This window comes from Pseudomonas sp. B15(2017) (genome assembly GCF_002113215.1).
Classification (GTDB): Bacteria; Pseudomonadota; Gammaproteobacteria; order Pseudomonadales; family Pseudomonadaceae; genus Aquipseudomonas.
This window is the reverse complement of record NZ_NEJZ01000004.1, coordinates 41,601-54,931: the sequence shown is the minus strand read 5'-3', so window position 1 is coordinate 54,931 and position 13,331 is coordinate 41,601. Positions and strand designations below refer to the sequence as shown.

Annotated in this window: 14 protein-coding genes and 1 pseudogene; 8 read left to right on the top strand and 7 right to left on the bottom strand. The window is 57.9% G+C overall.

All coding sequences use genetic code 11. The features are described from left to right. Positions 1 to 19: 19 nt before the first annotated feature. The 3 genes from CAF73_RS08005 to CAF73_RS07995 form a co-directional block, all read right to left on the bottom strand. On the bottom strand, positions 20 to 715 hold the full coding sequence (locus CAF73_RS08005; protein ID WP_085702416.1) for an inovirus Gp2 family protein: 696 nt from the start codon (positions 713 to 715) through the stop codon (positions 20 to 22). A gap of 370 nt (positions 716 to 1,085) precedes the next feature. After that, a complete protein-coding gene (locus CAF73_RS08000; protein WP_003235111.1) occupies positions 1,086 to 1,316 on the bottom strand; it encodes an AlpA family transcriptional regulator in 231 nt (76 codons plus the stop codon). 57 nt (positions 1,317 to 1,373) lie between these two features. Beyond that, positions 1,374 to 2,771, bottom strand: coding sequence for a hypothetical protein (locus tag CAF73_RS07995; RefSeq protein WP_139834823.1), 1,398 nt, complete (start codon positions 2,769 to 2,771; stop codon positions 1,374 to 1,376). A 108-nt stretch (positions 2,772 to 2,879) separates the two neighbouring features. Between CAF73_RS07995 and CAF73_RS07990 the strand changes: the two genes are divergently transcribed. The 4 genes from CAF73_RS07990 to CAF73_RS07975 all read left to right on the top strand — a co-directional run bounded on the left by CAF73_RS07990 (position 2,880) and on the right by CAF73_RS07975 (position 6,807). Then, the gene (locus CAF73_RS07990) at positions 2,880 to 3,749 is read left to right on the top strand and encodes a hypothetical protein (RefSeq protein ID WP_085702414.1); all 870 of its coding nucleotides are present in this window, start codon (positions 2,880 to 2,882) and stop codon (positions 3,747 to 3,749) included. A 382-nt stretch (positions 3,750 to 4,131) separates the two neighbouring features. Then, positions 4,132 to 4,500 (top strand): DUF6124 family protein, encoded by a 369-nt coding sequence (locus tag CAF73_RS07985; protein ID WP_085702413.1) that lies wholly within the window; start codon positions 4,132 to 4,134, stop codon positions 4,498 to 4,500. A gap of 217 nt (positions 4,501 to 4,717) precedes the next feature. Beyond that, entirely contained in the window at positions 4,718 to 5,305 is a 588-nt protein-coding gene (rimJ, locus tag CAF73_RS07980; RefSeq protein WP_085702412.1) for a ribosomal protein S5-alanine N-acetyltransferase, read from the top strand. A 68-nt stretch (positions 5,306 to 5,373) separates the two neighbouring features. Beyond that, complete coding sequence (locus tag CAF73_RS07975; protein ID WP_085702411.1) at positions 5,374 to 6,807, top strand: glycosyltransferase family 39 protein; 1,434 nt, start codon at positions 5,374 to 5,376, stop codon at positions 6,805 to 6,807. Between the two features lie 65 nt (positions 6,808 to 6,872). Here CAF73_RS07975 and CAF73_RS07970 read toward each other — a convergent pair whose 3' ends face one another. Beyond that, a complete protein-coding gene (locus tag CAF73_RS07970) occupies positions 6,873 to 7,694 on the bottom strand; it encodes a phosphatase PAP2 family protein (RefSeq protein WP_085698357.1) in 822 nt (273 codons plus the stop codon). Further along, on the bottom strand, positions 7,691 to 8,362 hold the full coding sequence (locus CAF73_RS07965; protein WP_085702410.1) for a histidine phosphatase family protein: 672 nt from the start codon (positions 8,360 to 8,362) through the stop codon (positions 7,691 to 7,693). Before CAF73_RS07965 ends, CAF73_RS07970 begins: the two co-directional genes overlap by 4 nt. Positions 8,363 to 8,608: 246 nt before the next feature. Here CAF73_RS07965 and CAF73_RS30775 point away from each other — a divergent pair. From CAF73_RS30775 to CAF73_RS07955, 3 genes and pseudogenes are all read left to right on the top strand, one after another. Next, positions 8,609 to 9,622 (top strand): annotated as a pseudogene (locus CAF73_RS30775) (methyl-accepting chemotaxis protein); the annotation flags it as partial. 42 nt (positions 9,623 to 9,664) lie between these two features. Beyond that, positions 9,665 to 10,528 (top strand): methyl-accepting chemotaxis protein, encoded by an 864-nt coding sequence (locus CAF73_RS30770; RefSeq protein ID WP_371321019.1) that lies wholly within the window; start codon positions 9,665 to 9,667, stop codon positions 10,526 to 10,528. A 469-nt stretch (positions 10,529 to 10,997) separates the two neighbouring features. Continuing rightward, positions 10,998 to 11,381: a DUF6124 family protein gene (locus CAF73_RS07955; RefSeq protein WP_085701357.1), complete on the top strand. Its 384-nt coding sequence runs from the start codon at positions 10,998 to 11,000 to the stop codon at positions 11,379 to 11,381. Between the two features lie 108 nt (positions 11,382 to 11,489). Here CAF73_RS07955 and CAF73_RS07950 read toward each other — a convergent pair whose 3' ends face one another. Then, the gene (locus CAF73_RS07950) at positions 11,490 to 11,717 is read right to left on the bottom strand and encodes an Arc family DNA-binding protein (protein ID WP_085701356.1); all 228 of its coding nucleotides are present in this window, start codon (positions 11,715 to 11,717) and stop codon (positions 11,490 to 11,492) included. Between the two features lie 161 nt (positions 11,718 to 11,878). Between CAF73_RS07950 and CAF73_RS07945 the strand changes: the two genes are divergently transcribed. Then, positions 11,879 to 12,907, top strand: a complete 1,029-nt coding sequence (locus CAF73_RS07945) for an AraC family transcriptional regulator (protein ID WP_085701355.1) — start codon at positions 11,879 to 11,881, stop codon at positions 12,905 to 12,907. On the opposite strand, the gene CAF73_RS07940 is transcribed toward CAF73_RS07945, so the two are convergent. Further along, entirely contained in the window at positions 12,904 to 13,272 is a 369-nt protein-coding gene (locus CAF73_RS07940; protein ID WP_085702408.1) for a glyoxalase superfamily protein, read from the bottom strand. The genes CAF73_RS07945 and CAF73_RS07940 overlap by 4 nt on opposite strands. Positions 13,273 to 13,331 lie beyond the last annotated feature (59 nt).

Genomic DNA, 13,331 nt, shown 5'->3' with positions numbered 1-13,331 from the left:
ATACGTCCTAATCGCGACGTCATCCCCGGCTAGTGGCGAAGCCTCGCTGGCGATCCCCGTAAGACTTCGTAGCCTCCTTGCACAGGTAGCTGGCCCGCCGAAACAAGTCAGGCAGCTCATCCATCTTGCCGTCGGGGACGTCCCGGTAGATTCGATATGTGGCATTGTCAGTGATATGCACCAGCCCACGTACCTGATCGACTGATAGCTGCAAGGCACTAGCCCAAGCTTCCTGCAGGCGCGTCACGAGATTTCGACTCGTAGATTGCACCCGACCTGGCCTGTGATAAGCATCATGATTCAGCAGGAATACTAGGTGGTAGTGCGGCCTTCCACTCATTCCAACCTCCCTTGCCCAGGCATAGCGAACCTTGCAACCACGAGCATCCTGCTTTTGCTCACGCAACTGGCTGCGGTGGTAGTCAATCTTGGCGCAGAAGGACTCGATAAACCTGCTAATGATCTTGTTGGTGTTAGCGGACAGATCTATCTCCCTCGGCAGGTGGAGGTCCACCCGGAATGCCATGACCCTAGGATACTGAGTCAGTGCCCGCTGGATAACGCGCAGGAGACTGGATAGGTACTCCTCTACATACGGCCCCTTGTCGACCATCAAGGGCAGGCCACGGTAGGTAGGCCCGTACTGCAGATGGAGGTTGGTGTTGCCTGGATGACGAAGCGGGTGGTAGCTCGTGTTATTGGAATGACGAAGCATGGGTATGACTCCTAGTTGAGTTTCATACCGATCTTCATCATGTGTAATTTTTTACGCTCGACTGGCTACCTGGAGCTCTCCCACTAGATATTCTGGTCAGTGCCTGCAGCTCATACCTCAGCAACACTGCGAACCTACGGGTAGGAAGAGCTAATAAAAGCATAATACTCGTGCCGCAACTGACGCTCTCGCCTACTCCGTGATCACAGGGTGTTTTTTCATGGCCACGCCGTGAACTTCTCCAGGGTGTCTACTCCGGAAATAAACCATCGCATTGCTCGGTCTGCTGGGGCGTCCAACGGGGGATTACACCCTACCCAGCATAAGCGCCATGACCAGCCATAGCCGGTCATGGCGCTTATGCTGGTTTCTAGCTGGCCATACTCAGGTGGCCGGTGGACCGCACTGCAGCTCCCTCAGCCAGGTCACGCTCTTCGATCCGCGCCAGGATCCAATCGTGAACCTCGCTATCGACCCAGCCGACGCAGCGGTCGCCGAGAGATACCGGTTTCGGGAAGCTACCTTCCGCGATATATTTGTAGATGGTCGACCGGGCAAGACCTGTCGAGTCGATGACTTCTTTTAAACGGATGATCCTCATGAACGGGGCTCCTCGTATTCGTTCAGAGGATTGGCAGGGGCGATAAAAAATAACCGCCTAGACGGTTTTCGATCGTGCCGGCGTGAGCAAACCCGCCTTTTCTCTAAGCTCAACTGGACAAAGGGCTTCCGTAGTGACGTCCGTTGTTTCGACGTGCTCGCCGACCTCTCTCAGCAGCTTGCCACCGCCAGCCCCCCCATCAATCAACATCCCTAAACTTGCATACCCCAGCCGCAAATCACTGGGGAGAAGTCTGAAGTTCAGACTTGACCAGACCAGCCCATCAACCCGTGAAAAGCGCACCTTACACACACGCGCAAACTGAATAGTCATCACCCATAAAAAATCTATGACTTCAGCCTCGTCGAGCAAGCTCGCATCTTTAACGTCCCTCATCGGTTTGCGAAAAAATGCGCTGATGTCGTCTCGGATGCCAAGGGCAACGCCTGACTTGGCTACGTGTAGCTGCTCCCAGTGCTGTGCCAGAAGGTCTGACACACGCCCACTCAAATAAAACTCAAGCTGCTCAATCGCGTGCTTGGGCGCATACCTAAAAAGGCGGATAACTGAGGCCGGTGTGGAAAGCTCAGACAACGAGTATTTATGCTTAGTAGTTGGATTGCGCCAGAGCTCAAGATCAAACCAAACATCCCCCAGGTACCGAACATCGTCAGCCCCTTCGCCCACACACTCATGCACAACGAAGCTGATCCGGTCCGTCCCCGAGGTGATTTGCCGATGGTTCAGGTTAAGGACATAACTGCTTTTGAGTTTTTCAGCAAAAATGGGACTGGCTACTCCGGGCACGTGTCGTCGAATAAACCCCATTCCAATAAGCTTCTTAATCCGTTGTTTAAGGCTTGTCTGCTCAAGGCCGGTGAGTCGACATAGCTCTACACTCCCGAGCGAATTTACTACGCCAAAACGGTCTGCATGAGCGGATAGCACTGCAAGAAGAAGTCGATTGGATCGACTGAGCAAAGAAGTGCGGTTCGGCACTGCTGCCCTCGTTTGCTCCGCCTTCACGGTATTAGCCGGCATCGCATAGATTTCCACGTCGGGCCTGGTGGCGTGAATGTAAGGCCCCTTGATTAGGTGCTCGACGGCGCCAAAGTGCGGCGCAAGATCTAGGGGGCGCGAAATAAAACTCGCAATCCCGAGCCTATTTACCACGTCGTCATGGATGCGAAACGATTTTTTCAGCCGACCGGCTCGTTGAGCCAACGCCGTTGTAGCGATGAGGATCGATTCTTTCACGAGCAAGTTGAGCGCATTGGCACACTCTCTCGTAGGCACTCCAAGGCAACCAGCCAGCTCATCAATAGTGATCGGCCCTGTGTCAGTGAATTCATAACGCAGGTAAAACGACGCCAGCGTGAACCGAGCCTTGGAATCCAGTCGCCCTAAATTCAGTGATAAAAGACTAATTAGCATATGCAATCCAGAAATAATCACAGCTAAATATACCCTATTTTTATCGGAGAAATCTTATGTCGTTATGCATAACGTTATCAATAATGAATATACTGGCCATTGCGAATGCTCCAGCAGGAATAGATGAGAATGGGACGCAAGAGAGTAGTTGGGCTGGATTGGCTTGATCCTGAAAATACGAATCAACGCCTTTGGGCCTTGAAGTATTTGCAAGCGAAAGGCTTAGAGAGAATTTTCCATAGCGGGGAGAGGATCCTTCCGAATGAGCTTCCGTCCCACAACGAAATGCTGGATGCAGGCATGTATATCGAGCAGGACGCTGGCGCGAGCAAACTATTTCGCGACATGAAGGATGCTTGGCGCCAGGAGAGAGACAGAAACAAGAAAAAGGATAGCGGCCGCCAAGTGTGCGTATTCACTCTGAGTACAGCCACCAAGAGCCATCTGCAAACCATGGCCAAAGAGCAAAAAAAGAGCCCAGCCGTGCTGCTGGAGAGCATGATTACAAAGGCTTACACAGCCCACGTGCGCAGACAGCAAAGGCAACTGTCGAAACAAACTTTGCAAGGGAGTCGTCACCACACAATTCAAGACCTCCACGAGATGTTCGTCGGAGGCGCCATACAGCCCGATAACTCAGCTATACCCAGTCGTTCCTTAACTGAAGAATCTATGTGTGAACCTCAGTTGCTGGAGAAGAAATCAGGCGAGTCCACTTCGGCAGCTTCAAATGAGCGCTCTAGATCGCAGGCTGCCCCAGAAGCCGCTGAATCTCTGCTTGAGCAGGAAGAGGCTATTACCCTCATTCCAGATTCACCCTGCAATAGTCAAATGCCGTCCGGAACGGCAGAGGATGATCAGCCAGAACAAGCAGCACCGGTGGACTTAAATTCAAGCCCGACCGATGATTTCCCTCACGCTCAAACCGACACCCCTTCACCCGTGGTGAAAATCAGTCCCCAAAAGAAAAAAACGTTCAGGTTACCCAGCGCTCGCTGACCAAAAGCCTGGGACAAGGATCAAAGTGATTAACTGTCCGATCTGCAGCGACATACAACGTTTGGCATTCCAAATGGCATTCCAGATAAAAAATAAAATCTATCTTTTTCTTAATAAACAATAAGTTATATTCCCTGTTCAGATTACCCCGGCCCACCAACTCTCAACGACAAGGCCCGCCAAGTGCGGGCCTTGTCGCATCTGCAGTTCCCCATCCGGACAACGTCTCCACCCAACGTCCTAGGAAATTTCCCGCAACCCGCGTCGACTTCCATGAACTGGTTCAAGATGCTTCCAAACGCTAGTCTTCGCGCTCCGCTGCAACCCGGCAGATGGTTTACCAAAGGGATTCGCCGGGAGACTGAAACCATGGAGCCTCGTCATGAAAAAAGACAACCCAAGCCTGCCTGATCAAACACCGCCTCACGAGACCGAATCGAAAGAACCGGCTGTGCTTGCCCAGCCTCAGGAATACGTGAGAAAGCCGCGTCGCACCCTGCCGTTCAACGAGATTTTCTCCGTGCGCACCGACGTGGACACGGCCACTCTGCTGACCCATGCCTGTGAGACCCTGGCGGCGCTGAACATGATGACGGCCAACATCGCCGATGATTTCACTGGCTCTCAGCGCAGCCGGTTGCTGGCGATCCGGCAGCTGTCGATCATGACCGAAATGCTGGTCAATCGCGCCGTGGAGAACTTTGATCCGGTGAATCTGGTGCCTCGTACGACGGCACCGGTCGTTCACTGAAAAACGACCGCTCGTCGATGACGCAAGTCGTTCATCGACATGAACTTTTCTTCACCCCGGCGGCGGTGATGGCCGTGTACATTGGCCTCGCTCATTCAAGAAACTACGGTTCGCCCGCGCTCCTGCGGGCTTTTTTTCGCCCGGAATCTGGCGGCGATTTGTATTTTCCTGATCACCGGGCAATTCTGGTGATCAATCCCGAGACCCGGAGCACCCGATGCCGCTGCTGACCCTGCCCTGTCAACGCCTGACGCTCGCGGTACTCGACCCGGATCAGGCGCCGCTGGAAAGCGCGTTCTACCAGCGCAATCAACGCCACCTCGCGCCGTGGTCGCCGATTCGCACCACCGACTATTTTTCCACTGAACAGATCCGCCGACGTCTAGAGATACAGGCCAGCGCCTTCGACGCCGGGCTGGCGGTGCATATGGCGTTGCTGACTCCGGATGGCGGGCAGATGATCGGCGCCTGCAATTTCAGCGGGATCATCCGCGGTGCGTTTCAGGCCTGTTATCTGGGGTATCACATCGACGAAGCGCATCAGGGCAAGGGTTTGATGCAGGAAGCGCTGGAGGCGGCCATCGCTTACATGTTCGACACCCAGAACCTGCACCGGATCATGGCCAATTACATTCCCGGCAATGAGCGCAGCGAACGGTTGCTGGAGCGCCTTGGATTCGAACGGGAAGGCTACGCCAAGGCCTACCTGAACATTGCCGGGCGCTGGCAGGATCATGTGCTGACGGCGCGGGTCAATCCGCGTTTCGAAACGCCGGATCAGCGCTGGTCACGACCGCTGTCGTGACGTTCACAAATTGTTAAGGATTGGCCGCGTAAGCTCGGGTTTCCGTTCACTTCCGGTTGCCTGAACCCATGTCGCGTGCCGCCTCTTCCCTGCTTCTGCTTGCCGCCCTGCTGTTCTTTTTCGCCCTTGGCAACCATCAACTGCAAGGCTCCACCGAGGCCCGGGTGGCGGGCATTGCGATGGAAATGCATCTGGACAACGACTGGGTGACGCCGCGTCTGTTCGGTGAACCCTTCCTGGAAAAACCGCCCCTGAGCCTCTGGCTGGACGCCGGCGCCCTGCGCGTTTTCGGCGTCTCGCCCTGGGCGGTGCGACTGGCGTCGGCGGTGGCCGGGTTGCTCAGCGTGATGCTGCTGTACGCCATGTTGCGCCGCTTCGACCGCCCGAAGGCCATCGCCTGGACGGCGGGGATTCTGCTGGCGACCATGGCCAGTTACTGGAGCAACGTGCGCGGGGTCGGCGAGGATGCGTTGCTCGCCCTCGGTGTGACTGCGGCATTGCTGGCGTTCTTCCAGGCGCAGCGAGCACCGACCCCAGGCAATTCGTCGCTGTTTATCGCCGGGATCGCCATCGCCACGTTGAGCAAAGGCGTGCTCGGACTGGCGATGCCGGGCGTGGTGATTTTCGCTTTTCTGCTGGCCGACAATCTGATGGACAAGCGTTTCAAACTGACGGACTGGCTGCGTCCGGGCTTGCTGACCCTTGTCGGTCTGATCCCGCTGATGATCTGGCTCGCCGTGCTCTATCAGCGCGGCGGCGTCCAGGCGGTCAACGAAGTGTTGCTGACCAACAGCGTAGGACGTTTCAGCGGATCGTTCGTTGAAGCCGGCCACTACGAGCCGTTCTACTACTACCTCGCCAAGCTGCCGCAGGCGTTTCTGCCGTGGAACATTCTGGTGTACCTGGGCCTGTGGCATTTTCGCAAGGAACTGAAGGCCAATCGTTACCTGCTGTTTTTCAGCCTGTGGATCATTGCGCAATTCATCCTGCTGACCCTGGCCTCGAGCAAACGCACGGTTTACCTGATGTCGATGACACCCGCAGCGGCAGTGATTGCCGCCGAATATGCGGGCGTGCTGTTCGACAAGTTGAAGGATCACAGGAAGGGTTTTGTCGGACGAATCGCCCGTCATCGTCAGCCACTGGCGGCGGGGATACTGACGGTGGTCATCGCCAGCTACCTTGGCGCCGCGCAATGGGCACTGCCAAATGCCGACAAACGCCTGTCGTTCCTGCCGTTGACCGAACACATCCAGTCGCTGCAAGCGAGCGGCAATCAGGTCGCGCTGTTTCAAGCCAACGAACGGGTCGGCGGTGCCAGCGTGTTCTATACCCGAAGTGTACTCAAGGGCCTGGACACCGATGCGCAGCTACGGGAGTTTCTCAGTGCATCGCCATCGAACATCGCCGTGATCTCGGGAGACAGCGAACCCGCCGCCCCGCTGAAAGTCCACAAGACCATGATGGTCGGACGCCAGGCGTATTACTTCGTGGGCTATTGAAACCACCACAGCACCAACGAAAAACCCGCCGGCGATGGCGGTTTTTTCATTTCAGCGGCGAGGACTCAGAGCGAAGCCTCAGGCTGTGCAGCGAACACCTTACGTTCACGTTTGCTCAACACCGGCAATTCCAGACGAGCCCGCCCGTAGAACGCCAGCGCCGTCAGCAAACACGCCAGCCACACGAAGATCCCGGCCCAGAACGTGTGGGACATGTAGTGCCAGCCCTGTAGGACTCGCGTAGTGCCGTAGACAAAACCGAGCAGCAGCGAGCCCCACAACAACGCGCTGGAAAAGCGCCATTGATAACGACGCCCGACGAAATACAGCGCCAGCATGGTGAAGCCACCGGAAGCATGACCGCCCGGCCAGCAACGCCCTTCACCCGCTTCGTGGAACAGCTGGAAATTGTTGTACCACTCGATATGCGGCATCTTTCCGCCGTACAGCGTGGTCTCGATCGGGCAGTAAACGCTGGTGTGCGCCTTGAGGAAATGGATGACCCCGGTGCAGACCGCGAAAGCCACCACGATAAACAGAAAATCCCTACGGTGATCAGCGGCAAAGCGCAGCACCGGCGCGACTTTGCAACGCTCGAGAAAACCGCCCAGGCGCGGATGCTTTTGCGGCTTCACCAGTGGCCAGACAAACGACAGCATGGCGCCGATCAAGGCAATTTCGGCAGTCCAGTTCGGAATGATCCGCGCCCACTTGTGGGTCAGCTTTTCGAAGAAATGAATCTTGTCGAGCGGGAATGTGTGGGTCAGTGGATCGAACAGCAGGTTGCTGAAGGCGATGTCGATATTGGTCATGTCGAACATCAGAAAAACCACGGCTGCGCAGAGCAGCGGGATGCCGAAGTTGTAAGCGTAAAAGCGGGATTTCATTGGGTGGTCACCGTGCGCCAGTCTGAGGCTTCAATGAAGCCGAGCATCCGTGGGGCCGCCGGGCTGGCGGCGGAAACAAACAGCGAAGCGCCGTACCCGAGGGTCGAGGCCGGCACCTTGAGGTCTTTTTCCAGCTGCGCCATGCATTCGCTGTGGGTCACCAGAATCAGGTTGCGTCCCAGGACTTTGTGCGCCAGCGCGTCCTGCAGCATCCGGCCCTTGCAACTGATTAGCCAGTCTTCGCCGGTCGCCGCCTGGTTGAACATGTAGCCGGCCGTCTGCACGGTGCGCATCATCGGGCTGTTGTAGACGTCGGCCGTGTCCAGGCCCAACTGCTCGAACTGCGCGCCGACGCTCACCGCGACACTGCGCGAACGGTCGGTGATGCCATCGTGGCCGCTCAGGCACGCCGCTTTCGAGTGATCGCAGCGCTCGACATGGCGCACCAGCACGATGATTTCGCCTTTGCTCCAGCCTTCCTTCAGCGCCTTGGCCCCGGCCACGTTGCCGTGGGCAAGGTCCGGCACCGCCGCCGGGGCGAGCAGCCAGAGGGTCAGCGGAATCACCAGCACCGAAGCTGCCAATACCACCCAGGTGTTTCGAAAACGGGCCAGACCGCTCAGATCAATCGAGCGCTTGACGCCGAACAGACTCAGTCGCAATTCCACAAAAAGCCGCCATCACTTGTCATTCGATGCGGCGAGGTTAAAGAGCACGGCGTGGGCAGCCAGTGAAACCCATGTGAAAAAAATCTTGGGATCCCTTGTTACAAAATCCGTCGGACAAAATCCTTTCAGCTCTCGGATTTGCGGCCGATACAGTCCTGCTTACACCCTTGCTGGCGCAAAAAAACAACAATCTTCCAGCCTGACCGACGATCAAGTAGCACAACGTTTTTCTGGAGGATTTTTGTGATGAATAGCTGGTTCGGCAACATCAGCGTGAACCTGAAACTGGGGCTCGGATTCGGCCTCGTCCTGGCCCTGACCTGCATCCTGGCGCTCACCGGCTGGACCAGCCTGGGCGGCCTGATTGACCGCAGCAACTGGATGAGCGACATCACCCAGCTCAACGCTGGCCTGACCAAACTGCGCGTGGTGCGCCTGCAATACATGCTGACCAACGGCGACGAAACCGCCGCGCAGAACGTGCAGACCACCCTCGACGGTTTTGCCGCGCAGCAGCAGAAGCTGATCAGCAGCTTCAAGAGCCCGGAAAACCTCAAGCTGCTCAAGCAGCAGGCGGCGACCATCGCCGAGTACCAGACGTCCCTGAACAAGATGCGTAACGCCTACCGCACCGGCAACACGGCGCGCGACTCGATGGCCACCAGTGCCGCGACGGCTTACGGCCTGATCGAAGCGCTGAGCAACCGGGTCCAGCAAATGCCGCTGAGCGATGAGCGTTTCGAGCAGTTCCAGGCTGTCACCGCCGCCAAGGAAGCGTTCATCCTGGCGCGCTACGAAGTGCGCGGCTACACCGCCACTGCCAACGCCGAGACCGAGCAGAAAGCCGTCGGCCAGCTGGACGTAGCCATCGCCAGCCTCAAGCCGCTGAACATGCATTTCGCCAGCAGCCAACAAGACGCCCTGCGTCAGCTGGAAACCGCACTGACCAACTACCGCAGCGCCTTGCAGGCCTTCAAAAACGCCAACAGCGATGCGGTGCAGGCGCGCAAGGAAATGACCGATCAGGGCGCGACCATCGTCAGCCTGAGTGAGCAGCTGTATCAGATCCAGCTCGACCGTCGTGACGCCGAAAGCGCCCAGGCTCGCACCCTGCAATTGATCAGCACCCTGCTGGCCTTGCTGGTAGGTGTTATCGCCGCGTTCATCATCACCCGTCAGATCACCCGTCCGCTGCAGGAAACCATGGCCGTGGTCGACCGCATCGCCAGCGGCGACCTGAGCCACAACGTGATCGTCACCCGCCGCGACGAACTCGGCGTGCTGCAACAAGGCATCGCGCGCATGGGCGTGACCCTGCGCGACCTGATCAGCGGCATCCGCGACGGGGTGACCCAGATCGCCAGCGCCGCCGAAGAACTGTCGGCCGTGACCGAACAGACCAGCGCCGGCGTGAACAGCCAGAAGGTCGAGACCGATCAGGTGGCCACCGCCATGCACGAGATGACCGCCACCGTGCAGGAAGTCGCGCGCAACGCCGAAGAAGCCTCGCAAGCCGCAGCCGCCGCTGACGGCGAAGCCCGCGAAGGTGACAAGGTGGTGAACGAAGCCATCGCCCAGATCGAGCGTCTGGCCAGCGAAGTGGTGCGTTCCACCGAAGCCATGAGCGTGCTGCAACAGGAAAGCGACAAGATCGGCAGCGTCATGGACGTGATCAAGGCCGTGGCCGAACAGACCAACCTGCTGGCCCTCAACGCCGCCATCGAAGCCGCCCGTGCCGGTGAAGCCGGTCGTGGTTTTGCCGTGGTTGCCGACGAAGTCCGTGGCCTGGCCCAGCGTACCCAGAAATCCACCGAGGAAATCGAAGGCCTGGTGGCCGGTCTGCAGAACGGCACGCAACAGGTGTCCGCCGTGATGAACAACAGCCGCGCCCTGACCGACAGCAGCGTCGCCCTGACCCGCAAGGCCGGCGACTCGCTGGAAAACATCACCCGCACGGTGTCGAATATCCAGTCGATGAACCAGCAGATCGCCGCTGCCGCCGAACAGCAGAGCGCCGTGGCCGAAGAAATCAGCCGCAGCATCATCAACGTCCGCGACGTGTCGGAACAGACCGCGGCGGCGAGTGATGAGACGGCCAAGTCCAGCGTTGAACTGGCGCGTTTGGGTGGGCAATTGCAGCAGATGGTGAGTCATTTCCGCGTGTAAACCCTGCACACGAAAGCCGATGTACAAAGAAGGGCAGCTGAGAAGCTGCCCTTCTTTTTTGCCCTGAAATTGCCATTTTCAGGAATTGGATGACGCGTTCTGAAACGTGATTACACGCGTTTGGCGATTGGTGTTTAAGGACACGCGGTGATACGTCCCGAAGCCCACAAAACCTTGCGCCGTTGCCTACGGCTACGCCAGAATCCGCCGGCTTGTGCGCCTTGGGCTGGCTGCGTAATTTGATTGCGTCATTGATTTCCAGTGATCGAACTTAGCGGTTCGGAATGTCCCCTACGGTTGCACATGTCGAATCCAGTCAGGCGCCAGCCTGCACTTGATGGTGGCTGTGCGCATGGCACCTTCGGGTGCGCCGGGTTGAGGGTGACTACCGGTCCGCTAACTTGCGCACAGCTGCCACCCTTTTGCTTAGCGGCGAAAAGGTGCAGCCTCAACCAGAGGTTAGTCACCCATGTTCAAGGTAACGCCAAACCCACCGCTCACCGAACCCACAATCATCCCGGATCCGGCATCTCCCTACGAATGCCCCGGCTCGAAACGCTTCAACGAAGCCGCCGAACGCGCCCTCGATTATCACCTGGGCCCCCTCAGCGCCCAGATCATGGCCGCGCCCTACAAACCCAACACCCTCTATCAGGCTCACCCCGAAGCCGACACCGAATCCCTGCTGGTAGACGCCAGCGAATCCCTCGGCTCCGCCACCGTCATGCTCAACAATCATGTGGCATTGGTCGAGGGCAGCCACCGCAAGACTCTGCAAGGCATCGCCCAGATCGTGATGATCGCCGAACTGGCCGTTAACCGGGCGCTGGACAAGGTCGTGCCGACGGATTGATGCGGGAGGTGGCGAGTGCGGTGCACTCGCCATTTTTTTGCACCCTGTAAAAAGCCCGCCGCCACACTGGTTTTAGTGTGGCGGCGGGCTTTTTGTGAGCGGTGTTTATCAGCCGCTGAGGTTTTCTGAACGTGATGGCAGATCGAGCTCGACGCCACCCATGGCGCCGAATCGATTGTGTATCCGAGTACCTAACCCGCCAGCTCGATCAACCGTAGCCAATGCGTTTTCCAGAATCTGCCGCGCTTCGTCCTCCATGGAATGGCCATTTTGGGCGGCAGCGATACGCAGTTGCTCTGTCATCTGCTCATCGAGTCGAATAGTGATGCTGGTCATAAGGCTTCCTGCAATCCGTGAAATGAGTGATCGCAGACTAACAAACCAGCTCGAAGACCTCTGCATGGTCCCAAGGCCAGCCATTTACTTTATTCGCGGATTCAAATTACCTTTCAGAGCGCTCCTCCGCCCACGGCGGCCTCGATCAAGAGGATTCGGTCATGCAATCGCTCGGCTTCACCTCCGTCCCACCGCTGCTCAAGTACCTGCGCCATGCCGAACATCTGGGCATGGCCATCGAGCCTGCGTTGGCGGCGGCCGGGTTGCAGGCGCAGCAGTTGAGCGACAACAGCCTGCGCTTGCCGGGTGAAGCCCATGAGCGGTTGCTCGATTATTTCTGCGAACACTCGGGCGATCCGCTGTTCGGCCTCAACGCGGCCAATTTCGTCCTGCCCAACTCGTGGAGCGTGCTGGGTTACATCACCATGAACTGCGCGACACTGGGCGACGCCATGAGCCGCATCATGCCGTTCGAAAAACTGGTGGGTGACATGGGTGTCAGCCGCGCCGAGGTTCACGAAAACCACGTGCACCTGATCTGGAGCTGCCGCTTTGAGCGCCCGCGAATTCGCCGGCATCTGGTGGAAAACGTGCTCGGCTCCTGGCTGCAATACGCGCGCTGGATCGCCGATACCCGACTGTCACCGGCCGCGGTGTGGCTGGAACACTCACTCCCGGCGGGCACGACGCTGGCGCAGTACGAACAGTTTTTCGACTGCCCGGTGCTGTTCGATCAACCGTATTCCGCGCTGATCGTGCCGTTGCCGTATTTGCAGTTGCCGTTGCGCCAGGCCGATGCGCATTTGCTGCGCACCCTGGAAGAACACGCGCAGAGTCTGATGGCGACACTGGAGGATGCGTCGCTGGAACAGCGGGTCAAAAGCATCCTGCGCCAGTTGCTCAAGGAAGGTCTGCCGCGCGAGGAGCAGGTGGCCGAACATCTCGCCGTGTCGGTGCGCACGCTGCAACGCCAGTTGCATCAGGCCGGCACGTCGTATCAGCAGACTCTCGATGAACTGCGCCAGGAACTGGCCGAGCATTACCTGCTCAACAGCACCCTGCCGATTCAGGACATCGCCCAGTATCTGGGCTTCAGCGAATCACGCTCGTTTCACCGCGCCTTCAAGAGCCGACGCGGGATGCCGCCCGGTGAATTTCGCCAGACTCACCGGGTATCGAACGACGGCTAGAGGCTGATCGCGTTGGTGAACACCAAACGGTTGCCGAACGGATCGGCGATGGTCATGTCCTGGCTGCCCCACGGCATGGCCTGAATCTGTGGATGCGAAAACTTGTATTCCTTGGCCAGCAACTGCTGCTGAAACGCCTCCAGCTCATCGGTCTCGATCCGCAGGGCTGAACCGGGAGTCGCATCGCCGTGGTGTTCAGACAAATGCAGCACGCACTCGCCACGGGAGATTTGCAGGTACAACGGGAAACCAGACTCGAAACGATGCTGCCAATCGATCTTGAAGCCGAGGAAGTCGACGTAGAACTCCACGGCTTTGGCTTCATCGAAAATCCGCAGGATCGGGGTGGTTTTGCCGAAGCTCATGGGTTGCTCCCTGACTGATTGGCCCCGGCGTGTAGCCGGGGTGAATGTCAGCAATTCGG